Annotated in this window: 18 protein-coding genes and 1 rRNA gene; 5 read left to right on the top strand and 14 right to left on the bottom strand. The window is 71.5% G+C overall.

What is annotated here, in order from left to right; translation table 11 throughout:
- Positions 1-144: 144 nt before the first annotated feature.
- The 9 genes from LXT12_RS25050 to LXT12_RS25010 form a co-directional block, all read right to left on the bottom strand.
- Positions 145-1167: a cupin-like domain-containing protein gene (locus LXT12_RS25050; RefSeq protein ID WP_233395033.1), complete on the bottom strand. Its 1023-nt coding sequence runs from the start codon at positions 1165-1167 to the stop codon at positions 145-147.
- 64 nt (positions 1168-1231) lie between these two features.
- Complete coding sequence (locus tag LXT12_RS25045; RefSeq protein WP_233395032.1) at positions 1232-2329, bottom strand: glycoside hydrolase family 18 protein; 1098 nt, start codon at positions 2327-2329, stop codon at positions 1232-1234.
- Between the two features lie 133 nt (positions 2330-2462).
- Entirely contained in the window at positions 2463-3308 is an 846-nt protein-coding gene (locus tag LXT12_RS25040; protein ID WP_233395031.1) for a glycoside hydrolase family 16 protein, read from the bottom strand.
- Positions 3305-4561, bottom strand: a complete 1257-nt coding sequence (locus tag LXT12_RS25035) for an MFS transporter (RefSeq protein WP_233395082.1) — start codon at positions 4559-4561, stop codon at positions 3305-3307. Before LXT12_RS25035 ends, LXT12_RS25040 begins: the two co-directional genes overlap by 4 nt.
- A 17-nt stretch (positions 4562-4578) precedes the next feature.
- Positions 4579-6045, bottom strand: a complete 1467-nt coding sequence (nagZ, locus tag LXT12_RS25030; RefSeq protein WP_233395030.1) for a beta-N-acetylhexosaminidase — start codon at positions 6043-6045, stop codon at positions 4579-4581.
- A 227-nt stretch (positions 6046-6272) separates the two neighbouring features.
- The gene (locus LXT12_RS25025; RefSeq protein ID WP_233395029.1) at positions 6273-7295 is read right to left on the bottom strand and encodes an SIS domain-containing protein; all 1023 of its coding nucleotides are present in this window, start codon (positions 7293-7295) and stop codon (positions 6273-6275) included.
- Complete coding sequence (nagA, locus tag LXT12_RS25020; protein ID WP_233395028.1) at positions 7276-8424, bottom strand: N-acetylglucosamine-6-phosphate deacetylase; 1149 nt, start codon at positions 8422-8424, stop codon at positions 7276-7278. The genes LXT12_RS25025 and nagA overlap by 20 nt, the downstream gene beginning before the upstream one ends.
- Positions 8424-9152: a GntR family transcriptional regulator gene (locus LXT12_RS25015; protein ID WP_233395027.1), complete on the bottom strand. Its 729-nt coding sequence runs from the start codon at positions 9150-9152 to the stop codon at positions 8424-8426. Before LXT12_RS25015 ends, nagA begins: the two co-directional genes overlap by 1 nt.
- Positions 9149-10057 (bottom strand): glucosamine kinase nucleotide-binding domain-containing protein, encoded by a 909-nt coding sequence (locus tag LXT12_RS25010; RefSeq protein WP_233395026.1) that lies wholly within the window; start codon positions 10055-10057, stop codon positions 9149-9151. Before LXT12_RS25010 ends, LXT12_RS25015 begins: the two co-directional genes overlap by 4 nt.
- A 168-nt stretch (positions 10058-10225) precedes the next feature.
- On the opposite strand from LXT12_RS25010, the gene LXT12_RS25005 reads away from it, so the two are divergent.
- Positions 10226-11695 (top strand): ATP-binding protein, encoded by a 1470-nt coding sequence (locus LXT12_RS25005; RefSeq protein WP_233395025.1) that lies wholly within the window; start codon positions 10226-10228, stop codon positions 11693-11695.
- A 38-nt stretch (positions 11696-11733) separates the two neighbouring features.
- Here the strand turns inward: LXT12_RS25005 and LXT12_RS25000 are convergent, their stop codons facing one another.
- Positions 11734-14181, bottom strand: a complete 2448-nt coding sequence (locus LXT12_RS25000; RefSeq protein WP_233395024.1) for a catalase — start codon at positions 14179-14181, stop codon at positions 11734-11736.
- A 79-nt stretch (positions 14182-14260) separates the two neighbouring features.
- Between LXT12_RS25000 and lplT the strand changes: the two genes are divergently transcribed.
- A complete protein-coding gene (gene lplT, locus LXT12_RS24995; protein WP_233395023.1) occupies positions 14261-15565 on the top strand; it encodes a lysophospholipid transporter LplT in 1305 nt (434 codons plus the stop codon).
- A gap of 15 nt (positions 15566-15580) precedes the next feature.
- Here the strand turns inward: lplT and LXT12_RS24990 are convergent, their stop codons facing one another.
- Entirely contained in the window at positions 15581-16834 is a 1254-nt protein-coding gene (locus LXT12_RS24990) for a glycosyltransferase family 4 protein (RefSeq protein ID WP_233395022.1), read from the bottom strand.
- Between the two features lie 126 nt (positions 16835-16960).
- On the opposite strand from LXT12_RS24990, the gene LXT12_RS24985 reads away from it, so the two are divergent.
- Genes LXT12_RS24985 through asd form a run of 3 tightly spaced genes read left to right on the top strand, consistent with a single transcriptional unit; the run spans position 16961 to position 20143 of the window.
- The gene (locus LXT12_RS24985) at positions 16961-17575 is read left to right on the top strand and encodes an Mpo1-like protein (protein ID WP_233395021.1); all 615 of its coding nucleotides are present in this window, start codon (positions 16961-16963) and stop codon (positions 17573-17575) included.
- Positions 17575-19221 (top strand): aminotransferase class III-fold pyridoxal phosphate-dependent enzyme, encoded by a 1647-nt coding sequence (locus LXT12_RS24980; RefSeq protein WP_233395020.1) that lies wholly within the window; start codon positions 17575-17577, stop codon positions 19219-19221. The genes LXT12_RS24985 and LXT12_RS24980 overlap by 1 nt, the downstream gene beginning before the upstream one ends.
- Before the next feature lie 13 nt (positions 19222-19234).
- A complete protein-coding gene (asd, locus tag LXT12_RS24975) occupies positions 19235-20143 on the top strand; it encodes an archaetidylserine decarboxylase (RefSeq protein ID WP_233395019.1) in 909 nt (302 codons plus the stop codon).
- 9 nt (positions 20144-20152) lie between these two features.
- Here the strand turns inward: asd and LXT12_RS24970 are convergent, their stop codons facing one another.
- The 3 genes from LXT12_RS24970 to rrf all read right to left on the bottom strand — a co-directional run.
- Entirely contained in the window at positions 20153-21049 is an 897-nt protein-coding gene (locus LXT12_RS24970; protein WP_233395018.1) for a UDP-2,3-diacylglucosamine diphosphatase, read from the bottom strand.
- Positions 21050-21096: 47 nt separating this feature from the next.
- Entirely contained in the window at positions 21097-21750 is a 654-nt protein-coding gene (locus LXT12_RS24965; RefSeq protein WP_233395017.1) for a 2-hydroxychromene-2-carboxylate isomerase, read from the bottom strand.
- A 303-nt stretch (positions 21751-22053) separates the two neighbouring features.
- A 5S ribosomal RNA gene (gene rrf, locus LXT12_RS24960) occupies positions 22054-22146 on the bottom strand; the annotation flags it as partial.

Genomic DNA, 22146 nt, shown 5'->3' with positions numbered 1-22146 from the left:
CGCTTCCTTTGTTTGCCTGAGGAGGAACCTCGACCAACCAAAACGGCCGGCCGGTCTGGACACTGACGTACACGCCCTGACATCCAGGCCAACAGCACGGGGACCTGTCGGTCCTCGCCCCTGCAGCTTTACCTCTGGTGAGCCTCAGCCGCCGGCGCCGAGCCGCGCGGCGATGTCCTTGCGCAAGGCTGCGTCCCGCTCCACGTCGAGTTCGCCGAACAGGTGGCGCTGCCCCTCGGGGATATGCGCCAGCGCCTCGCCGCGCGCGCCGAACACGTAGTGGTCGAACAGGGCCCGCCAGCCCTCGCGTTCGCCGTCGGGCAGGTGGCGCAGGGCCAGCATCGCCAGGCGCAGAGCGGCGAGATGCAGGTCGTCGCGCCGGCCCGATGCGGCCTCGGGCCGCCACCAGTAGTTCATCAGCACGTTCAGGTGGGGCGCCAGCGCCTCGACCTGGTGGAACCACAGCGGCGGGATGTAGATCGCGTCGCCCGGCTCCAGCTCGGCCACGCGGGCCTGCGGCAGCGCCTCGGCCAGCAGGGGAAAGCGCGCCGGGTCGGCCTGGAGCAGATCGGGCACCACCGACATGGGCGCGGGGGTGGGCGCATGGTCGGGCGCGGCCAGGTAGAGCCGTGGCGCGCACTGCGGCGGCAGCAGCGTGAAGCGGCGCCGGCCGGCGGCCACGCAGGCGACGTTGTGGGAGTCGTCGAAATGCGCCGGCACCGTGGCGCGGTTGCCGATCCAGATGCGCGGCGCGACGGTCGCGTCCAGCAGCGGGCAGGCGTTGGCCTGTTCCAGGCCCGGCAGGGCCTCCGCCACCAGCGCGCTCTGCGCCGCCAGACTGGGCGGTTCGGGAAAGTGGCTGTAGCGCCAAAGCTGTTCGAACAGGGCCGCGTAGGGGCGCTTGTCGCGGGCGAAGTTGAAGCCGTCCAGGCCCGGCGCGAAGCCGAAGGCGCGCGAGGGGTCGGGCCGCGCGAGCAGGGCATCCACCGGCCGGCCGAGGTCGAAGCCCATCAGGTAGCGCAGGCAGGGCTCCAGGCCCGCACGGCCCTGGGCGACCAGGGGCCAGCCGGCCACCAGGCCGCGCATCACCACCGGCTCGTAAGCGGGCAGCACCTCGCGCTCGAAGCGCTCGCACGTGACGCCGGCCAATTCCCGCATCGCCTGCATGCCATCCTCCTTCAACACCGCCGGGCGGGCGCGCCGCGCAAAACCTCGGGCACGGGGGCCGGCGTCATCTCGCGGCCGGACGAATGCCGTTCATCGCGTCCAGGATCTCGCCGTTGTCCTGGCTGAGCTCCCAGGCGAAGACGCCGGCCAGGCCCTGGCGCCTGGCGAAGGCCAGCTTGGCGCGCACCGCCCTCGGGTCGTCGTAGCCCACGAAGCGCCCGCCGCCGACCAGCGCCCAGGATTGCGTGGCCTTGTCGAACCGCGGCTTCATGCCGACGAGGCCGCCGATGTCCTTGAAGGCCAGCGAGCCGTCCTCGTTGGGCCAGGGGCGGGCATAGCTTCGGTCGGCCTGCACGCCGTCGAAGCCGCGCGCGTACATCGCCACGCCGGCCACGAGCTTGTCCGCCGGCACGCCGTCTCGCAGCAGGTTGGCCACCGACGCCTCGAGGCTGCCGTCCTCGCCGGGGCGCGCGCTGCGCAGCGGCGTGTGGTGGGCCGCCTGCTTCGTCCACGGCCCGGCGAAGTCGTAGGTCATCATGAACACCAGGTCCAGCGACGCCGCCGCGCGGCCCATGTCCATGCGGGCGAGCTGCTCGCGCGTGGTCGCGATCGCCGTGGTCAGCGCATAGCGCCTGCCCCCATTCGGAGCCATCTCGCGGCCGAGCGCATCCAGCCCCGCACGCAGGTCCTGCATCAGCCGCACGTAGTTGCCGGCATCCGCCGGGCTGCCCAGCGCCACGCCGTTGACGGCGCCGTTGGAGCCCGGGTGCTCCCAGTCGATGTCGAGGCCGTCGAAGACCGGGTGCTCGCGCAGCCAGCGCATGGCGGCGCCCACGAAGGCGGCCCGCCCCTCGGCCGTGGCCGCCAGGTGGAAGAAGGGGTCCGAACCGCCCCAGCCGCCCACCGAGGCCAGCACCTTCACCTGCGGATCACGCGCCTTCAGCCGCTCGAAGGCCGCGGTGAACCTCGCCTGGTCGGGATGCGGCGCAATGCCGAAGTTCGGCTGGCCGCGGCAGGCCTCGGCCTCCGACGCGCGCTGGCCTTCGCCGCAGACCAGCAGGAAGGCATAGAGCAGATGGGTCACCCGCCCCGGCGGCAATCGGTCGACGACGTCGACGCCACGCTCGGCCAGGACGTAGGTGCCGACGACGGGGCGCGCCACCTCGGCCTCGCTCGGCCCCGCCCACAAAGACAAAACAAAGCCACCGAGGCACAAAGCCGCAGAGAGAAAGGGCTTTCGCTGCCTCTGTGCCTCCGTGCCTCCGTGGCCGTGTTCGCTAGCCTTCATCCCTGCCTCACAAGTTGCATTCACTGGTCAGCCCTGAATCGGGCACGGTGTCGACGCGGGCCCGGCCCTGACGCTTCAGTTGGTCGGCGCGGGCTTGCATGGCGGCGGGCGTGAGCGTCCTGCCGGCCTCGTGCAGCACCCAGTCGACCTCGAATTCGTGGCTGCGCGGCTCGCCCTCGGCGGCGCCGGCAGAGAGCCAGTGGTTGAAGGCGATGGCCATGGGCTGGCTCGGCACGTTGCGCCCCGTGTGCTCGCCGATCAGCCGGCCGTTGACATAGTGGCGCGTGCGCGTCGCCTCGACCTGCACCGTCAGCAACTGCCAGCCGTCGAAGGATCCCTGCACGATGGACGCCTGGTTGAAGGACTCCCAAGGGTCCAGCCGCACCGTGTGCCAGCTGACGCCGTACAGCCGCGTCTCGGGCTCGCCCCAGCCGCCGTGGGGCAGGTATTCGAAGTCGACCTCGCTGAAATCGGGGTCGTAGTCGTGTCGCAGCGGGCCGGCGAGGAAGAAGCTCTGGATGACGGGATCGCGCGAGCCGGGCGTGTCGCGCAGCCGCACGCGGGCTGCCGTGGTGCCGACGAGGAACTTGCGCGGCCCGCAGAGCTGGGCGAGCGTGGTGTGCTCGGGCCGGCCGTCAGTGCTGAGCCGCAAGCTCAGCAGCCCGCCCTCCAATGACAGCTGCCCCGGCGCGAAGCGCGCGCCCGGCAGGCCGGGGTGGCCGCTGCCCTCGCGCAGCACCCAGCCATCGGCGCGCAGGCCGTCGAGGTCCTTCTGCGAAAAGTCGTCGAAGAATTCGCCGCCTGCCCAGGCTGGCAGGGCGGCCAGCGCCAGCAGCAGCGGCAGCGGCTTCATGCCGGCACCGCCTCGGCGCCGCCGCGCGCCCGCGGCATCGGCACCCACAACAGCAGCAGCAGCGCCGGCAGCCCGCAGGCAATGGTCCAGGCGAAGAAATGCCGGTAGCCCATGGCGAGCTGGACGTCGCCGCTGATGGACTTGCTGAAGACGAAGCCCAGCTGCATGACGCCCGAACCGAGCGCATAGTGGGCCGTCTGGAAGCGGCCGGGCGCGACGGCCTGCATGATGTAGAGGATCATGCCGACGAAGCCGAAGCCGTAGCCGAACATCTCCACGCCGACGGCGACGCCGATGTGCAGCATGTCCTGGGGCAGCGCCGCGGCCAGGTAATAGAAGGTGGCGTTGGGCACGCCCATGGCCACGACGAGCAGGGGCATCGCGCGCCGCAGGCTCAGCCGGCTCGTCACCCAGCCGCCGAGCACCGAGCCCACGAGGAAGGCGCCCGTGCCCACCCAGCCGTAGACATCGGCCACCTGGCCGGTCGTGAGCCCCAGCCCGCCCTTGTCGCGCGCCTCCAGCAGGAAGAGCGGCCCGATGGTCTGCACCTGCCCTTCGGCGAAGCGGAACATGACGATGAAGAGCACGGCGCGCCAGATGCCCGGCTTGCGGAAGAAGTCGACGACGACGTCCCTGAGCATGGCCGCCACGCCGGCCGCAGTGCCGGCGCTCGGGGCGGCGCTCAAGGCGCCGGGCAGGAAGCGCGCGTTGTAGGTCGCCAGCACGGCCACCAGCACGGCCAGCATGAGGAACACGCCGGACCAGGCGTTGAACACGCCCACCTGCCCCTCCAGGTAGCCCGCCAGCTTGAGCACCACGCCGGTGATGAAGAAGCGCGCGCCGTTGAAGAAGGCGCCCTGCCAACCGGCGTAGGCCGCCTGGCGCTTGTCGTCCAGCGAGGCCATGTAGAGGCCGTCGCAGGCGATGTCGTGGGTGGCCGAGGCGTAGGCGATCAGGAAGAGCACCACGATGGCCGCGCCGAACCAGTGCGGCAGGTGCAGGGCCAGGGCCATCAGGCCCAGGCCCGCGGCGCCCACGTATTGCGTCGCCACGACGATGAGCTTCTTGCTGCGGGCCAGCTCCAGGAAGGGGCTCCACAGCGGCTTGATGGCCCAGGCCAGGCCGAGCACGGCCGTCCAGCGGGCGATCTGGTCGTTGGCCACGCCCAGGTTCTTGAACATCAGGCCCGCGATGAGCATGACGACGAAGAACTGCATGCCCTGCACGAAGTACAGGGTCGGCACCCACCGCATCGGCGTGCGGGCCTGCATCACTGCAACCCTTGCGGCGCGCGGCCGCCGGCCTCGGCGCGGCCCTCCAGCCAGGCCTTGAGCCCCGCCAGTGCCCCCGGCGCGAAGCCCCAGGTCAGCACGGTCGGGCCGGCCACGTCCAGGGCCTGGAAGGGGTTCCACAGCGCGAGGTGGAGGTCGGGCCGCCAGCCGGCGGCGGCGAGGCCATAACGGGCCCGGCGCGTGGACACCAGGACGTTGAGGCGGCCGTCGCGCGGCACGCTGGCCCAGTCGAGCTGAGCGATGTCGTCGACCATCTGGACCTGCGCGTCCGTGAAGGCGGCGAACAGGGCCACGGCCTGGCGGCCGGTGGGGCCGGCTTCGGACACCATGTCGGTCGGCACGTCGCCCTGCACGATGACGCGGATGGGCTGGCCCAGGGCCGGCGGCCGTGCGCCTCGCAGCGCCGTGAGGCCCGCCGCCCAGGCCTCGGCCATCAGCGCATGGTCGGCGGCGCGGGCCGCGCCATCGTCCACGGCACGGGCCGGGTAGGCGGCGGCCAGGCGGTCCAGGCGCGCATCGGCCGCCTCGCCCTGGGCGCGGGTCAGCCGGCCATCGGCGAAGGCTTCGCGCAGGGCGTCGATGGCGACGAGCTGCTCGGCTTTCGAACCCTGGGCCAGCACCATGTCGGCGCCGGCCTCGATGGCCATGACGGCGGAGCGCGCGTAGCCGAAGCGGTCGGCCACGGCCTTCATCATCAACGCGTCGGTGATGACGACGCCGTCGTAGCCCCAGTCGTCGCGCAGGATGCCGCGCAGCAGCTGCGGCGACAGCGTGGCGGGTCGGTCGGGGTCGATCTGCGGATAGACGATGTGGGCCGTCATCATGGCCGGCGCCTGGGCCGCCAGGGCCTTGAAGGGCACGAGCTCCAGCGCGTCGAGCTCGGCGCGCGACTTGTCCACCGTGGGCAGGGCATGGTGGGAGTCGACGTGGGTGTCGCCGTGGCCGGGGAAGTGCTTGACGCAGCAGGCCACGCCCTCGCCGAGGGAGCCGCGCATCCACGCGCCGGCCAGCCGGGTCACCTCGATGGGGTCGTTCGAGAAGCTGCGCTCGCCGATGACCGGGTTGGCCGGGTTGTTGTTGACGTCCAGCACCGGCGCGAAGTTCCAGTTGATGCCCAGGGACTTGAGGCCGCGAGCGACCGCCGCGCCCACCGCCTCGGCGCGAGCGGCATCGCCGCCAGCGCCGAGCGCCATGGCCGAGGGAGGCTGGGGCAGGAAGGTGGCACGCACGACGGCGCCGCCCTCCTGGTCGATGCCGATCAAGGCCTCGGGGCCGAGCACCGCGGCGAGGTCGCGCACCAGCGCCCTCACCTCTTCCTCGGTGCCGAGGTTCTTGCGGAACAGGCAGACCGAGCGGATCTTCTGCTCGCGCAGGAAGGCGGCCGTCTCGGTGTCCAGCGACGTGCCGGGAATGTCGACCATCACGAGGCGGCCTGGTTCAAACATGATGCCCCTCGCTCGATGAGTACATCGATCGGCCTTGCAGGCCGCGACGCGGCTCCTGCCGCGCCCCTTCGGCAGGCAAGGCCAGGCCACCGGCCTGGCCATGTCCAGCCTCAGCCCCCGAGGGGATGGCGATGCTCGCGGCATCCAGCCGCGAGCACATCGCCATGGCGGGCCGGCTTGTGGCGGCCCGGCGCTCGGCTCGAAGTTTCATTGTGCTCATGACAGCCTCAATGGGTTTTGGTGACCTTGGCGAGATTCGGCGGCACGTCCGGGTCGAAGCCGCGGGCGCGGGCCAGGGCCTCGACCATGGGATAGAAGCTCTGCACCAGGGCGATGGGATCGAGGTCCTCGTTGCCGGTGGTCACCAGCGGCAGCTCGACGCCAGGCGTCCCGAGGGGCGCGGCCAGCAGCACGCGGCCGCCGCGCGAGCGCATCTCCTCGGCGATGGCGAGCAGCCCGGCCTGGGCCGGCCCGCGCGGCGCGAACACCAGCAGCGGATAGCCGTCCCGCACCAGCGCCATGGGGCCGTGCTTGACCTCGGCGCCCGAGAAGGCCTCGGCCTGGATGCCGCAGGTCTCCTTGAGCTTGAGGGCCGCCTCCATGGCCACGGCCAGGCCCGTGCCGCGACCCAGCACGAAGAGGCGGTCCGCTCCCTGCAGCACGGGCAGGGCGGCGCTCCAGTCCAGCCTGGCCGCCTGTTCGAGCGCCATCGGCAGCACGTTCAGCGCGGCCCGCAGCGCGTCGTCCCGCTGCCAGGCCGCCACGACGCGGGCCCCCGCCACGAGCTGGGCGATGTAGCTCTTGGTGGCGGCCACGCTCTTCTCGGGCCCGGCGTGCAGCTCGAACACGTGCTCGGCCGCGGCGGCCAGCGGCGAGCCGCTGGCGTTGACGAAGGCCACGGTGCGGGCGCCGCCTTCGCGGAAAAACCGCGTCGGCTCGATCAGGTCGGGGCTCTGCCCCGATTGAGAGAAGGCCAGGGACAACAGGCCCTCGCAGTGGATGCGGCTCTGGTAGAGGGTGATCAGCGACATCGGCAGCGACGTGACCAGACGGCCCAGCCGTGCCATGACGAGGTAGGCCAGGTAGTGGGCGGCGTGGTCGGAGCTGCCACGCGCGATGGTGAGCACGCTCGTCGGCGGCCTCTCCTGCAGGGCCTGGCCCAGGCGGGCGTAACTCAGCGGGTCGGCCGCCAATTGGCGGGCCACCGCGTCCGGCGCGCTCAGCGCCTCCTCAAGCATCAGCGACGACATCGATCTCTTCACCTTCCACAAACACGCGCCGCAGCTGAAGCCCGGCGTCCATCACCACCACGTCGGCCCAGGCGCCCGGGGCGAGGCGCCCACGGTCTGCCAGGCCCAGGTATTGCGCCGCCACCGTGGACACGCGGCGCGCGGCCTCGTGCAGGGGCAGGCCCAGGCGCTGCACGAGATTGCGCAGGGCCCGGTCCATGGTCAGGGCGCTGCCGGCCAGCGTGCCGTCGGGCAGGCGCACGCCGCCCAGGCACTTCTGCACCCGGTGCTCGCCCAGGCGGTATTCACCGTCGGGCATGCCGGCCGCGGCGGTCGAGTCGGTCACGCAGAACAGCCCCGGGATGCAGCGCAACGCGGCGCGGATGGCGCCGGCATGCACGTGCAGCAGGTCGGGGATGAGCTCGGCATGCTGCGCATGGGCCAGGGCCGCGCCCACCATGCCGGGCTCGCGGTGGTGCAGCGCGCTCATGGCGTTGAAGAGGTGGGTGAAACCGGCCGCGCCAGCCCGCAGGGCCGCCACGCCGTCGTCGTAGCTGCCATTGCTGTGGCCGACCTGCACGCGGATGCCGGCCTCCCGCAGCGGACCGATGAGGGCCAGGTGGCCGGGCACTTCGGGTGCCAGGGTCAGCACCTTGATGGGCGCGAGGGCATGCAGACGCAGCACTTCGCCGAGCGTGGCCAGGGCCGCATGGGCCGGCTGGGCGCCGAGGCGGTCGGGGTTGATGTAGGGCCCTTCGAGATGCACGCCGACGACCCGCGCCGCCTGGGTGCCGCGTTCGCGGCACACCGGCCCGATGGCCCGCAGCGCCTGCTCGATCTGCTCGACGGGCGCCGTCATCGTCGTGGCGAGCAGGGCGGTCGTGCCGTGCCGGGCGTGTCGCCTTGCGATGGCCTGGATGGCATCGCCGCCCTCCATGGTGTCCCGCCCACCCCCACCGTGCACGTGGGTGTCCACGAAGCCCGGCAGCAGGATGGGCCGGCCGCCTTCGCCGGCACGCGCGGGGTCGATGGGCTCGCCCGCCAACGCCACGATGCGCCCATGCTCGATCTCGAGGCGGCCCTGCAGGCAGCCTTGCGGTGTGACCAGGTCGCCCTCGAGGGTGACTGGAGCGTGTCCGGAGGGCGCCATCAATCCCTGCGCATTTCGGCGACGAAGTCGTAGTAGTCGCTGCGGCAGTAGGAGTGGGTCAGCTCGACCGCCTGGCCAGACGCCAGATAGCCCACGCGGGTGATGAAGAGGACCGCGGCGCCCAGGGGCACTTCCAGCAGCCCGGCGAGCTTGGCGTCCGCATTGAGGGCGCGGATGTGCTGCAGCGCGCGCACCGGCGCCCGCTCGCCCAGGTGGGTGTAGAGCGAGGCCTCGACCTTCTGGGGGTCGGGCAGCACGGACTGGGGCAGCACCGACACCTCGTAGGCCATGACGACGGCATCGGCCAGCCGCAGCCGCTCCAGCCGGGCCACGCGTTCGCCGCTCTTGAGCTCCAGGGACAGCTGCTCGTCCGGCGCCGCGGGCGTGAAGCCGCGCAGCAGCCAGCGCGAACTGGGCACGAAGCCGCGCTGGTGCAGCTCTTCGGAGAAGCTGGTCAGGCGGGTCAGCGGCTGCTCCAGCTTGGGGGCGATGTAGTTGCCCGAGCCGCGCTTGCGGATGATGAGGCCTTGCTCGACGAGGCGGTCGATGGCCTTGCGGGCCGTCACGCGCGACAGCTCCAGCTGCTCGGCCAGCACGCGCTCGCTGGGCAGCGCCTCGTCGGTGTGGAAGATGCCGTCGCGGATGGCCTGGGCCAGGCTCTGCGCCAGCTGCATGTACAGCGGCGACGCGGCATTCGGGTCCGGCTTGAAGTCGAAGACAGCGCTCATGCGTTTGGGTTTTCTCGTGGTTGGATCAGCCGCAGGGCGCCGACGGCGGCATCGCCCTGGGGCTCGATTCGCCGCGCCTGCACGGCCGGTCCGAAGCGGGGCCCCAGGCGCAGCGCGATGCTGCCGGCCAGGGCCAGCGGCAGGGTGGGATGGACGGCCACGGCCAGGGCTTCCAAGGCGCGCGCGGCGGCATCGAGCAGGCTCGCGGCGGCGGCGTCCGCGGCCTCGTGCTCGAACACCAGTGGCGCGAGGCTGGCGTAGCCGGCCTGGCCGGCCCGGGCGCAAAAGGCCAGCAGGGCCTCGCGCGTGGCGCCCACCTCCCGCCACACCGCCTGCGCCAGCGGCCCGGCCGGCGCGCGGTCGTCGTAGGCCGCCTGGGCGAGCTTCATGGCCTGCTGGCCGAGCCAGGCGCCGCTGCCTTCGTCGCCGATCTGCCAGCCCCAGCCACCGACGAGGCGGCGGCTGCCATCCGGCAACAGGGCCTCGGCCACGGAACCGGTGCCGGAAATCAGCAGCGCCCCGGGCCGACCGCCATGGGCGCCCAGCAGGGCGGCGAGGCCGTCGGTGACCAGGCCGAAGCGCGCCACGCCGGGATCGGCCGCGACGAAGGCCTCGAGCTGCGCCGGCACGCCGGTGCCGGACAGGCCGAGGCCGAGGGCGCAGTCCTCCAACGCCACACCGCTCACGCCAGCCCGGGCGACGGCGTCGGCGATGTGCCGCCATGCCTGCTCTGCACCCTGGCCGAGAGCAGAGGCTCCGGATTCACCGCGCCCCAGCACGCGCCCGGCGGCGTCCGCGACCACCGCGCGAGTGCTGGTACCGCCACCATCGATCCCGACCCACCAGCGCACGGCCCTCCCGGAGTCGCGGGAGGTCACGAGGGAGGGGTCGAGAACGAGCGGCATGGCTGATGGCGGCAACATCGATACCACTCTAATACCAAAACCCAAGGTGGTCAATTGGTTTTAAACTGGTCCACGGCCACCGGTGCGAGCTACGGACTGTCCCCTAGGCAGGACAGCGCAGCGCCGGAATGGACAAGAATACCAGTCAGAAACCAACCCGACAGCGCCTTGTTTACCCTTCACCCCGCGGCCAGCGATGCCCTGGCCGAGCTGCTCGAACGCATCGGCCGGGTCGCGCGCCGCCATGCCGGCCTCGCGGAGCGCTTGCTGGACGCCCTCAGCGCCCAGGCTTTCGCCGCGGGCGACACCGCTTCCGCGGTGGATGCGCTTTACGCACGCTTCGGCCTGCTGGAACCGCGCGGGCGGGCGCTGGAGCTGCTGCCGGCCCTGGAGCAGGGCGGCGCGCTGGCCGTGGCCGGGCATTTCCCCATCCAGGCTGCGCGCGTGTGCGAGGCCTTGGGCCGCATCGCCTACCAGCAAGGCGAGTACCAGCTCGCGAGTGAGCAGTGGTCCCGCGCCCTCGACCTCGCGGAGGTCAGCGGCCATGGGCAGACCGGCGTGGCCGCACGCATCGGCCTGGGCCAGATCCATTACGCGCAGGCCGACTGGGCGCGCGGGCTGCGACAGATGCGCGATGCCGGCGAGCAGCTCAAGATCGCCGGCATCGACGACAGCTACCTGGCCGCCAAGCTGGCGCTCAACATCGGCGTCGGCAGCTTCGAGACCGGCGACCTGCCGGCGGCGGAGCGGCATTTCAGCCATGGGCTGGCGGCAGCGCGGCGTGGCGCCCATCGCGTCTTCGAGGCCGAGGCGCACTGGCATCTGGCCCGGGCCGCCCTCGCCCGCCAGCGCATGGACTGGGCAGTGGCCGACTGCCGGCTGGCCCTGGACATCGCCGCCCGCCAGGGCTACCCCTGGCTGGAGGCGGCTGCCAGCCGCACCTGGACCGAGATCGCCCTGGCCCGTGGCGACAACGCTGCCGCCGTGCGCTCCACCCGCCATGCGCTGGCCCTGGCCCAGCGCATCCAGGCCCGGGCCCAGGCGCGCCAGGCCCACCTGCAGCTGGCGCAACTGCTGCAGGCCGAGGGCGATGCGGCCGGGGCGCTGGAGCACCTCTGGCAACACCTGGCCCTGCAGTCCGAAATTGAAAAGCTGAGCCTGCCGGCTCGCGCCACGCTGGCGGCGCCGCCGGCCGACGACGCGGGCGCTCCCGTGACGCCCGAGGAGCTGCTGCTGCACCTGTGCGGCCAACGGCAGCGGCTGGCCGGCGCGCCGCCGTCAGAGGCGCTGGCCGAGCTGAAGGCGGCGGCCACGCGCATCCTGGGCCTCGATCGGGTGGTGCACTGGCGCCTCGGCGAGGGCGGCCTGGATGCCGGCCGACATCCCCGTTATCTGGACCTCCTGGGCCGCCATGGCGCGCCCCTGGCCCTGCCCGACGCCGCCCTGCACCCCTGCCATGCCGAGCTGTCCGGCCTGGCGGGCTCGGCCGAGGCCCGCATCGAGGTGCCGCTGTACGCTGGCGACCGGCTGGCCGGCGCCCTCTGGCTGGTGGACGGCCACGCCACCCGCGCCTGGACGCGGCAGGAGCTGCTCATCGCCAGCCAGTTGGCCCTGCTGTTCGAGGCGCAGCTGCGCTAGGGCGGCGCCGGCATCTACGGCACGCACCCCAGCCTCTCCTACACGCGGGGCGGGTCGGTCTCGCGCTCGAAGTGGCGGTGGCGGGCCAGCGCGGAGATGAAGGCCTCGACGCCCGAGTCGGCATCCTTGTCGATGACGATGCCCGGGTCGGCCGCGCCCGAGGGCAGCGAGGCGCTGACGCCCGCGGCCCGCAGCAGCCCTTCGCCCGCCCCGAGGGCCAGGATGGGCTTGCAGTGCCGGTACTGGTCACGCACGAATTCGAAGGCGTGGCCGTCGCGGCCCAGCATGTCGACACCGGCCTCGCCATCGGGCAGGACGAGGCCATCGAACAGGAAGCCGGGCTCGTTCTCCAGCGATACGTCGGCCTGCAGGTCCACGCCGTCGGCCGTCTGCACAGGCCCGATGCGGGGCGCGGCGATGCGCGGCACGGCGCCCTGCTCGAACAGGGCCTGGTGCACGGCCATCAGCGGCTCGCCGAGCACGCCGTCCGCCGCGAGGAGCACGACCTTGCGGCCGGCGACGGAGCCGTCGCCGGGCCGGGCCATGAGCGACAGCGCCAGAGAGCGCTTGACCTCCGGCTTGGGCACGCGCGCGATGGCCAGCGGCATGGGCTCGGGCAGCGGCATGTTGAGCCCCGCGGCGACCCGCGTGGCCAGCTCCTGCGAGGCGTTGCGCAACGAGGCGACCATGCGCTCGCGCACGGCCGGCACGGTCACCTTGCTGAGCTCGAAGCGGAAGGCCGCGGCGATGTGGGCCTGCTCGGCCGGCGTCTGGCTCTCGTAGAACAGCCGCGCCTGGTTGTAGTGCTCGGCGAAGAGCTCGGGCTTGGCACGCACCTTGGCCTGGTCTTCCCGCGCCCGCAGCCGCGCCGCCACGGACGTGAAGCCCTGCTCGGCCGCGCCGGCCTGGAAGGGGCAGCCCCCTGCCAGTGAGTTGGGTTCATAGGCCACGCGCCCGCGGTGGATGGCCTGCCGGTGCATGCCGTCGCGCTGGTTGTTGTGCACCGGCGCGATGGGCGAGTTGATGGGAATCTCGTGGAAGTTGGGGCCGCCCAGGCGCGAGATCTGCGTGTCGACGTAGGAATGGATGCGGCCGGCCAGCAGCGGATCGTTGGAGAAGTCCAGGCCCGGGATGATGTTGGCCGTGCAGAAGGCGACCTGCTCGGTCTCGGCGAAGAAGTTGTCGGGGTTGCGGTCGAGCACCATGCGGCCGATGGGCCGCACCGGCACGAGCTCTTCCGGCACGATCTTGGTGGCGTCGAGGATGTCGAAGCTGAAGCGCGCCGCCTCCTCCTCCGTGAACACCTGGACGCCCAGCTCGTATTCGGGGAAGGCGCCGGACTCGATGCGCTCCCACAGGTCCCGGCGGTGGTAGTCGGGGTCCGCGCCGGAGATCTTCACGGCCTCGTCCCAGGTCAGCGAGTGCGTGCCGAACTTCGGGTTCCAGTGGAACTTGACGAAGACGGACTCGCCCTGCGCGTTGACCATGCGGTAGCTGTGCACGCCAAAGCCCTGCATCGTCGCGTAGCTGCGCGGGATGGCGCGGTCGCTCATGACCCACATCAGCATGTGGGTCGATTCGGGCATCAGCGAGACGAAGTCCCAGAAGGTGTCGTGGGCGCTGGCCGCCTGCGGCATCTGGTGGTGGGGCTCGGGCTTGACGGCGTGCACGAGGTCGGGGAACTTCATCGCGTCCTGGATGAAGAACACCGGGATGTTGTTGCCGACCAGGTCCCAGTTGCCCTCGTCCGTGTAGAACTTGACCGCGAAGCCGCGCACGTCGCGGGCCGTGTCCTTGCTGCCGCGTTCGCCCGCCACGGTCGAGAAGCGCACGAACACCGGCGTGCGCTTGCCCGCGGCCTTGAAGGGGGCGGCCATGGTCAGCTCGTCCAGCGCCTCATAGCTCTCGAAATAGCCGTGGGCCGCGGAGCCTCGCGCGTGGACGATGCGCTCGGGGATGCGCTCATGGTCGAAGTGGGTGATCTTGTCGCGGAGGACGAAGTCCTCGAGCAACACCGGGCCGCGCGTGCCGGCCTTGAGGGAGTTCTGGTTGTCGGCGATGCGAACGCCCTGGTTGGTGGTGAGCGGCTGGCCGGACGAATCCACGCGCACGCGGTCCAGCGGCGCGATGGTCGCGTTGCGCCCCTCGGGCGCCTGGGTGCCGACCTTGGCGCCGGCCTGCGACTCGGACAGCGTGCTGCCCGTCGCCAGCCGCGACGGCGGCGTCACCAACTGGCCGATCGCTGGCTCCAGGCCCTGGGCCGCGCCGTGCTCGGCCGCCTTCGTGGCATTGAAGGGCATGGCGGCAGCCGTGGCCTGCACGTCTTCCATGCGCTGGGCTGCGAGGTCAGCATCGCGGGCAGGCTCGGGCCGCGAGGCGCCGCTGTCCGTGTTGCGCGCCGCGGCCTTGGCGGCGCTCGCCTTCTTGGCCGGCGCGGAAGTCTTGGCGGACTTCTTTGCCGCCGGAGTCGTGGGAGTCTTGGCCATGGAGCGTCCTGTGCGGGTGAAGTGGCAACGGCGACGGACCGGCATTCGGCATGCCCGGCCCGCGCTTCATCGGGATTTCATGCAGTTCGCCCACAGTGCGGCGCCCGTGCCCACCGCCACGCCCAACCTCCTCCCCGCCGTCGCGCTGGCCGGCCGCGCCCGTCTGCCGGCCGGCTTCGGCCGGGTCATCGGGGCGCAGTTCGCCTCGGCGCTGGCGGACAACGCCTTGCTGGTGGTCGCCATCGCGCTGCTGGCTCAGCAGGGCTTCGCGCCCTGGTGGGCACCGCTGCTCAAGGTCGGCTTCATGGCGGCCTATGTGGTGCTGGCGCCGTGGGTGGGGCCGCTGGCCGACGCCTTCGCCAAGGGCCGCGTGATGGCAGCGATGAACCTCGTCAAGATGGCGGGCCTCGCCCTGCTGGCCTGGGGCCTGCATCCCGTGGCGGCGCTGGCGGTCGTGGGTCTGGGCGCCGCGGCCTACGCACCGGCGAAATACGGCCTCGTCACCGAGCTGGCCGCGCCCGAGGCGCTGGTGAAGGCCAATGGCTGGATCGAGATCAGCGTCGTGTCGGCTGCGCTGCTGGGCGCGGTGCTGGGCGGCGCGCTGGTGAGTCCGGCCTGGCTGGGCTCGGGGCTGGCGGACTTCTGCGACGGGCTGGACCTGCCGGCCGACAAGCTGACCGGCTCGCTTGCGGCCCTGCTGCTGATCTACGCCCTGTCCAGCGCGCTCAACGCCGGCATCCCCGACAGCGGCTGCCGCCAGCGCAGCGAGTCGCATGGCGCGGCGGCGCTGCTGCGCGAGTTCCGCGCCGCCAACCGCCTGCTCTGGCGCGATCGCGAGGGCGGCCTGTCGCTCGCCGCGACGACGCTGTTCTGGGGCGTCGGGGCGACGCTGCAGTTCGCGGTGCTGCGATGGGCCGGCACGGTCCTGGCCCTGCCCTTGAGCCAGGCGGCCTATCTGCAAGCTGCCGTGGCCGTGGGCGTGATCGCCGGCGCCGCGGCGGCGGGGCGATGGCTGGCCCTGCACCAGGCCCGCCACGGCTTGTGGGCCGGCGTGGCGCTGGGCCTGCTGATGCCGGTGGTGGCCCAGGTGAGCGAGGTGGCCCTGGCGGCCGTGGTGCTCGCCGTCGTCGGCGCGGTGGGCGGCGCCATGGTCGTGCCCTTGAATGCCCTGTTGCAGCACCGCGGTGCGGCCCTGCTGAGCGCGGGCCGCTCGATCGCGGTGCAAGGCTTCAACGAGAACCTGAGCGTGCTGGCGATGCTGGCGGCCTACGCGGGCTGCGAGGCGGCCGGGGTGCCCATCACCGCGACGCTCAGCGGCCTGGGCGCGCTGGTGGCCGTGGCCATCCTGGCGCTGATCGCAGTCGATCGGCGACAGCGACGCTGACGGCGCGTCCGGGCGTCAGACGACGGGCTGCAGGCCGCGCAGCCCGATCACCGGCTCGGCGCGTGCGATCGCTCCTTCCAGCACCGCCTCGAAGCGGGCCGTGATGTCGCTCCAGTCGAGGCGGCGCGCCGTCGTGCGCGCGGCCTCGGCCACCGCCCGGCGCGCCGACGGGTCCAGGGCCGCGGCGCGGGTGGCGGCAATGAAATCGGCCTCCTGGCCGGCGCCGGCCAGCCAGCCGTTGACGCCGCTGCGGATCAGCTCGCCCGCCGCGGCGCTGTCGAAGGCCACGACGGCGCAGCCGCTGGCCATGGCTTCGGTGGTGACGTTGCCGAAGGTCTCGGTGAGGCTGGGAAAGAGGAAGAGGTCCAGCCCGGCGTAATGGGCCGCGAGGTCGTCGCCGCTGCGCTGGCCGGCGAACACGGCGTCAGGCGCCCGCGCGGCCAGCTCCGCGCGCATGGGGCCGTCGCCGACGAAGACGAGGCGGGCGCGCGGCTGCAGGGCCTTCACGGCCTCGAAGGCGGCGAGCACGACGCCGAGGTTCTTCTCGGGCGCCAGGCGACCGACATAGCCGAGGACGAGGTCGTCGGCGCCGGCGCCCCAGGCCATGCGCATGGCCTCGCTGCGGCGGGTGGGGTCGAAGCGCTGGGCGTCGACGCCACGGCCCACCACGGACAGGCGCTCGAAGCCGCGCTCGACGAGCTGCACGCGCATGGCCTCGGTGGGCACCATGGTGGCATCGCAACGGTTATGGAACTTGCGCAGATAGCCCATGATGGGCTTGGCCAGCAGGCCGAGCCGGTAGTGGCGGCCGTAGGCGTGGAAGTTGGTGCGGTAGTCGGACGTGACGGGCAGCGCGAGATGCTGGGCCGCCTGCAGGGCCGACCAGCCCAGCGGTCCTTCGGTGGCGATGTGCACGACGTCCGGCCGCCGCAGCGACCACAGCTTGACCAGGCTGCGCTTGCTCGGCACGCCCATGCGCAGGTTGGGGTACAGCGGCACGGCCAGGCCCTTGGTCAGCACCTCGTCGACGGCGGGCCTGCCGCTGGACGGCGGCGTCAGCCGGGACGGCTGGCGTGGCCGGATCAGCTGCACGTCGTGGTTGCGGCGGTTCAGCCCGTCGATGACGCGCGCCATCGACATGGCGACGCCGTTGACCTCGGGCGGATAGGTCTCCGTCACCACCGCGAGCCGGCGCGAGTGGCGCGGCGCGGGCAGGTCATCGACCAGGATGTCGTCGGCCTCGGCAGCCGTGGCGGTGGCGGTCTTCATGCGGTCATGGTCAGCCGCCTGTGCAACAGCACGATGACAACGGCGCAGGCGTGGCGTCGTCACGCCGATTTCACGCAAGCCCTCCACCATGCGCCCCGCCTGACACCCACTGAGCAAGGACGGGACGTGAACGAGTTCTTCCAAACCCTGAAGACCCAGCGCTGGGACGACCACCGCTACTACCACCACAGCCGCATCAACCAGAGCCTGCACCTCGTCAGCGCGCTGAGCTTCCTCGCTGCCTACGCGCTGGTCTTCGTCAACCCCGCCTGGGCCGCGCTGCTGGCCTGGTGCGTGTCGATGACGACCCGGCAGGCCGGGCATTTCTTCTTCGAGCCCCGCGGCTACGACGAGATCAACCAGGCCACCGACGACTACAAGGAAGCCATCAAGGTGGGCTACAACATCCGCCGCAAGATCGTGCTGATGTCCGTCTGGGTGGCGCTGCCGGCCGTGCTGTGGCTGGCGCCGTCCCTGGGCGGCCTGATCCAGCCGGCGGTCGGCCTGACGGGCTATCTCGAGGATGTCGGCATGGCGTGGTTCTGCCTGGGCGTCGTCGGCCTGCTCTTCCGCGTGGGCCAGCTCTGGGTCACGCAGGGCCCGATGCAGGGCCTGGCCTGGATGACCAAGATCCTGACCGACCCTTTCCACGACGTGATGCTGTACCGCAAGGCGCCGCTGTACCTGCTGCGCGGCCAGCTCATCGACCCGATGGAGCACGTCGGCCAGCAGGCGCATTGATGGACGAAACATTGACCCTCTCGGCGTTGGCCCTGGGCGTGTTGGCCCTGCTGCCCGCGGCCAAACGGCGCCTGGAGCTGTCGCGGGCCAAGCACCGTTCCCTGGCCGGCCACTCGCGCATGGCCAAGCGGCTGGCGCGCTGGGTGCCGGGCTATGCCTACGACGAGACGCAGTTCTTCGCGGCCGACGGCGCACCGGCCAACGTGGCGGCAGCCCGCCGCGCGGCCCTGGGCCGCCTGGGCGCCGAGTTCGACACGCGCTTCGCGAAGACGCTGGCCGCGACCGCCACGGCGCGCGAGGCCATTCCCGACCTGCGCTTCACGGCACGCTACCGCGTGCCCTTCCAGTTCAGCCCCGTGTTGCGCGAGCACCTGAAGATGGGGGCCTTTCTTCAGGCCAGCGAGGGCGTGCAGGTGGAGGACCTGGACGGCAACCGCCTCTACGACCTCACCGGCTCCTACGGCGTCAACCTGCTGGGCTATGACGCCTACAAGGCGTGCATCGACGAGGCCGTGGCGACGGCGCGGGACCTCGGCCCCGTGCTGGGCGCCTACCACCCCTGCGTGCTGGAGGTGCTGTCCCGCCTGAAGGCCATCTCCGGCCAGGAGGAGGTGAGCTTCCACATGTCGGGCACCGAGGCCGTGATGCAGGCCGTGCGGCTGGCGCGTTATCACACCCGCAGGAAGCGCCTGGTGCGCTTCGCCGGGGCCTACCACGGCTGGTGGGAGGACGTGCAACCCGGGCCTGGCAACCCGCTGCCGCCGCGGGAGACCTTCACGCTGCAGGACATGTCCGAGCGCTCGCTGCGGGTGCTGGCCACGCGCCGCGACATCGCCTGCGTGCTGGTCAATCCGCTGCAGGCCCTGCACCCCAACGCGAACGCCCCGGGCGATTCCGCCCTCGTCGACGGCAGCCGCCGCGCCGGTTTCGACCGCGAGGCCTACACGACGTGGTTGAGGCGGCTGCGCGAGGTGTGCACGGCCCGAGGCATCGTGTTGATCTTCGACGAGGTCTTCGTGGGCTTCCGGCTCGCGCCCGGCGGGGCGCAGGCGTACTTCGGCGTGAAGGCCGACCTGGTCACCTACGGCAAGACGCTGGGCGGCGGCCTGCCGGTCGGCGTGGTCTGCGGCAGCCGCGCGCTGATGACGCGCTACCGCGAGGACCGGCCGGCGGACATCTGCTTTGCGCGCGGCACCTTCAACGCCCACCCCTACGTGATCGCGGCGATGGCGGCCTTCCTGAAGCGGCTCGACCGGCCCGAGGTGAAGGCCTTGTACGACGGCCTCGAGCCACGTTGGAACGCCCGCGCCGAGCGGCTCAACGCGAGGCTGCAACAGGCCGGCGTGCCGGTGCGCGTGGCCAACCTCTCGACCATCTGGACGGTGCTCTACACCCAGCCCGGTCGTTACCACTGGATGCTGCAGTTCTACCTGCGCAAGCACGGCCTGGCGCTGAGCTGGGTCGGCACGGGCCGGCTGATCTTCAGCCTGAACTACGGCGACGCCGAGTTCGAGGACGTGCTGGACCGCTTCGTCGCGGCCTGCGACGAGATGCGAGCCGACGGCTGGTGGTGGACGGCGCCTGAGCTGACCACCCGGGCCATACGCCGCAGCGTGTTCCGCGAAATGCTGAGTCGCAAGTTCTAAGGGCTGGTTACCGATGGACGAACGGCATGCAGCACCGCCTCTGGACGGCCGCAGCGCAACGGCGGGCCCCGGTTGGCTCAAGCGCCTGGTGGCGCAGGAGGACCTGAACTTCCTGCTGACCAACCGGGTGCCGCGCATCGCGCTGACCCGCCTCATGGGGCGCTTCGCCCGCATCGAGAGCCCGCTGCTGACGCGGCTGTCGATCGGCATCTGGCGCATGTTCACGCCGCTGGACCTGAGCGAGGCCAGGCACACGCGCTTCCGTTCGCTGAAGGACTGCTTCACCCGCGAGCTCAAGGACGGCGCCCGCCCGTTCGACGCGCGGCCCGAGGTGTTCGCCAGCCCGAGCGACGGCATCGTCGGGGCCACGGGCGTGGTGGAGCGCGGCCAGGTCTACCAGGCCAAGGGCTTTCCATATTCGACCGAGGAGCTCTTCGGCCCCACGCAGGACGCGAGCGTCTTCGAGGGCGGGCGTTATGTGACGCTGCGGCTGACCTCGGCGATGTACCACCGCTTCCATGCGCCGGCCGACGGCACGGTGGAGCACGTCACCTACCTGAGCGGAGACACCTGGAACGTCAATCCGGTGGCGCTCGCGCGCGTGGAGAGGCTGTTCTGCCGCAACGAGCGCGCCGTCGTGCGCATGCGGCTGGCCAGCGGTCACCCGGTTGCGCTGGTGCCGGTGGCCGCCATCCTCGTCGCCAGCATCCGCCTGCACTTCCTGGACGTGCTGCTGCACCTGGGCCGCCGGGGCGCGAACGAGATGCCCTGCAGGGCGCCGCACGTCAAAGGCCAGGAGATGGGCTGGTTCGAGCACGGCTCGACCATCATCGTGTTCGTACCGCCGGGGTTCGAACTGGCCGAAGGCATCGCGCAGGGCGTGCAGGTGCGCGCGGGCCAGGCGCTGTTGAAACTGCGCTGAGCCGAGCCGTCAGGCGACGGTGTCGGGTGCGACGGCCTTGGCGGCGGCCGCCACGGGCACGGGCACGGGCAGGGCCGCGGGCGCCACAGGTCGCGCGGCTGGCAGCATGCCGGGAAGCGCCGCCTGGTCGCCGCGGTCGAGGATCTCCAGGCGGCCATCGTGGTGCTCGACCAGGGCCGTGAGGCTCTCGACCCAGTCGCCGTCGTTGCAGTAGAGGATGCCTTCAATCTCGCGGATCTCGGCGTGGTGGATGTGGCCGCAGACGACGCCGTGGGCGCCGCGCTTGCGCGCCTCCCGCGCGACGGCATTCTCGAACTCGTTGATGTAGCTGACTGCGCGCTTGACCTTGTGCTTGAGGTAGCGCGACAGGCTCCAGTACGGCAGGCCGAACTTGGCGCGGATGTGGTTGAACCAGCGGTTGACCTTGAGCGTGAACTCGTAGGCGAGGTCGCCGGCGATGGCGAGCCAGCGGGCGCACTGGATGACGCCGTCGTAGAGGTCGCCGTGGGTGATCCACAGCCTGCGGCCGTCCGCGGTGACGTGCATGGCCTCTTCCACCACGTCGACGCCGCCGAAGTTGTGCGCCAGGTACTTCCGCGCGAACTCGTCGTGGTTGCCGGGGATGAAGATGACGCGCGTGCCCTTGCGCGCCTTGCGCAGCAGCTTCTGGACGACGTCGTTGTGGGTCTGCGGCCAGTACCAGGAGCGGCGCAGCTGCCAGCCGTCAATGATGTCGCCGACGAGGTAGAGGGTGTCGCACTCGACGTCGCGCAGGAAGTCGAGCAGGGCTCTCGCCTGGCAGCCAGGCGTGCCCAGGTGCAGGTCCGAGATCCAGACGGTGCGCACCGACAGCGTGGGCTTGTCGGCGGCTCCACCCGCGGCTTGTGGGTCTTGCGTCGTCGGCATGGTGGGCATGCTGCCCACCGGTCATGACGCGCGCGTGAAGCCTTGAGCTAGGTCAAGCCCTTGAAGGGTCCGCTGGCGAGCCAGGCGTCGATCTGGGCCTGCCGGTCGTTGCCCCAGAAGGGCTCGCCGTCGACGATGAAGTAAGGCGCGCCGAAGACGCCAGCGGCAATGGCGGCATCGTTCTCGCTCTTCAGGCGCGCCTTCCAGGCAGGGTCGTTCCAGGCGGCTTCCGCGGCATCGGCGTCGAGGCCCGACTCGACAAGCAGCAGCTTGAGGGCGGCGGGATCGCTCAGCACCACGCCGCGTGTGAAGTAGGCGCGCAGGCCGGCATGGGCCCAGGCGACGGCGCGCGCCGGGTCCCGGTCGTGCAGCCACCAGAACACGCGTGCGGCGTTCTGCGTCGGGATAGGGAAGGTCCCCGGCTGCCGGTAGGGCAGGCCGGCAAAACGAGCCGAGCGTTCGAAGTCGCGCAGCATGTAGTCGCGCTTGAGGGGGTGGGAAATGGGCGACTTCAGCTCGGCGGCCTGGAAGGTAGCGCCGAGAAGGATGGCATGCCACTGCACGCGTCGGCCATGACGGGCCGCAACGGCTTCGATCCACTCCGAGGCGATGTAGGAGTAGGGGGAGGAGAAGTCGAAATAGAACTGCACCGGCGGACGCTGCAGCGCGGTGTTTTCAGCCAGAAAGCGGTCGTCGATCATGGCGCCACCTTAGCGGCGGCTGCGGCGCCCCGCAGCGGGGCTTACGCCGAGTGCAAGCGGGCCGCAAGCCGGGGCCGGTTATGGCCTGAATTCGCCTGCACCCGTCCAGCGGCCTCGTTTCGGGAGAAACGCTTGCAAATACGCCAAAGAGCGATTTGACTGGTAATGGCCCAGCATGGTTTATCAAGCCAAGTCCAATCCAGCCTTACCCGGCGTTGCCGATTTTCGGCACCTCGACATCCCGGGCCGCAAAAGCAAAACCCCCACCGTGCAGGACACGATGGGGGTTGGCTGGGGTAAATAGCCTGACGATGACCTACTTTCACACGGGAATCCGCACTATCATCGGCGCTGACTCGTTTCACTGTCCTGTTCGGGATGGGAAGGAGTGGGACC

Source organism: Pelomonas caseinilytica (assembly GCF_021353235.1).
In the GTDB taxonomy this organism is placed as follows: Bacteria; Pseudomonadota; Gammaproteobacteria; order Burkholderiales; family Burkholderiaceae_C; genus Pelomonas; species Pelomonas caseinilytica.
This window is presented reverse-complemented; position numbering and strand designations above follow the sequence as displayed.

Coding starts and splice junctions, on each gene's coding strand:
- nagA (WP_233395028.1), bottom strand. CDS start 8,424: ATGGCGCCCTCCGGACACGCTCCAGTCACCCTCGAGGGCGACCTGGTC.
- LXT12_RS25010 (WP_233395026.1), bottom strand. CDS start 10,057: ATGCCGCTCGTTCTCGACCCCTCCCTCGTGACCTCCCGCGACTCCGGG.
- LXT12_RS25000 (WP_233395024.1), bottom strand. CDS start 14,181: ATGGCCAAGACTCCCACGACTCCGGCGGCAAAGAAGTCCGCCAAGACT.
- lplT (WP_233395023.1), top strand. CDS start 14,261: ATGCAGTTCGCCCACAGTGCGGCGCCCGTGCCCACCGCCACGCCCAAC.
- LXT12_RS25015 (WP_233395027.1), bottom strand. CDS start 9,152: ATGAGCGCTGTCTTCGACTTCAAGCCGGACCCGAATGCCGCGTCGCCG.
- asd (WP_233395019.1), top strand. CDS start 19,235: ATGGACGAACGGCATGCAGCACCGCCTCTGGACGGCCGCAGCGCAACG.
- nagZ (WP_233395030.1), bottom strand. CDS start 6,045: ATGTTTGAACCAGGCCGCCTCGTGATGGTCGACATTCCCGGCACGTCG.
- LXT12_RS24965 (WP_233395017.1), bottom strand. CDS start 21,750: ATGATCGACGACCGCTTTCTGGCTGAAAACACCGCGCTGCAGCGTCCG.
- LXT12_RS24970 (WP_233395018.1), bottom strand. CDS start 21,049: ATGCCGACGACGCAAGACCCACAAGCCGCGGGTGGAGCCGCCGACAAG.
- LXT12_RS24980 (WP_233395020.1), top strand. CDS start 17,575: ATGGACGAAACATTGACCCTCTCGGCGTTGGCCCTGGGCGTGTTGGCC.
- LXT12_RS25050 (WP_233395033.1), bottom strand. CDS start 1,167: ATGCAGGCGATGCGGGAATTGGCCGGCGTCACGTGCGAGCGCTTCGAG.
- LXT12_RS25040 (WP_233395031.1), bottom strand. CDS start 3,308: ATGAAGCCGCTGCCGCTGCTGCTGGCGCTGGCCGCCCTGCCAGCCTGG.
- LXT12_RS25035 (WP_233395082.1), bottom strand. CDS start 4,561: ATGCGGTGGGTGCCGACCCTGTACTTCGTGCAGGGCATGCAGTTCTTC.
- LXT12_RS25025 (WP_233395029.1), bottom strand. CDS start 7,295: ATGTCGTCGCTGATGCTTGAGGAGGCGCTGAGCGCGCCGGACGCGGTG.
- LXT12_RS24990 (WP_233395022.1), bottom strand. CDS start 16,834: ATGAAGACCGCCACCGCCACGGCTGCCGAGGCCGACGACATCCTGGTC.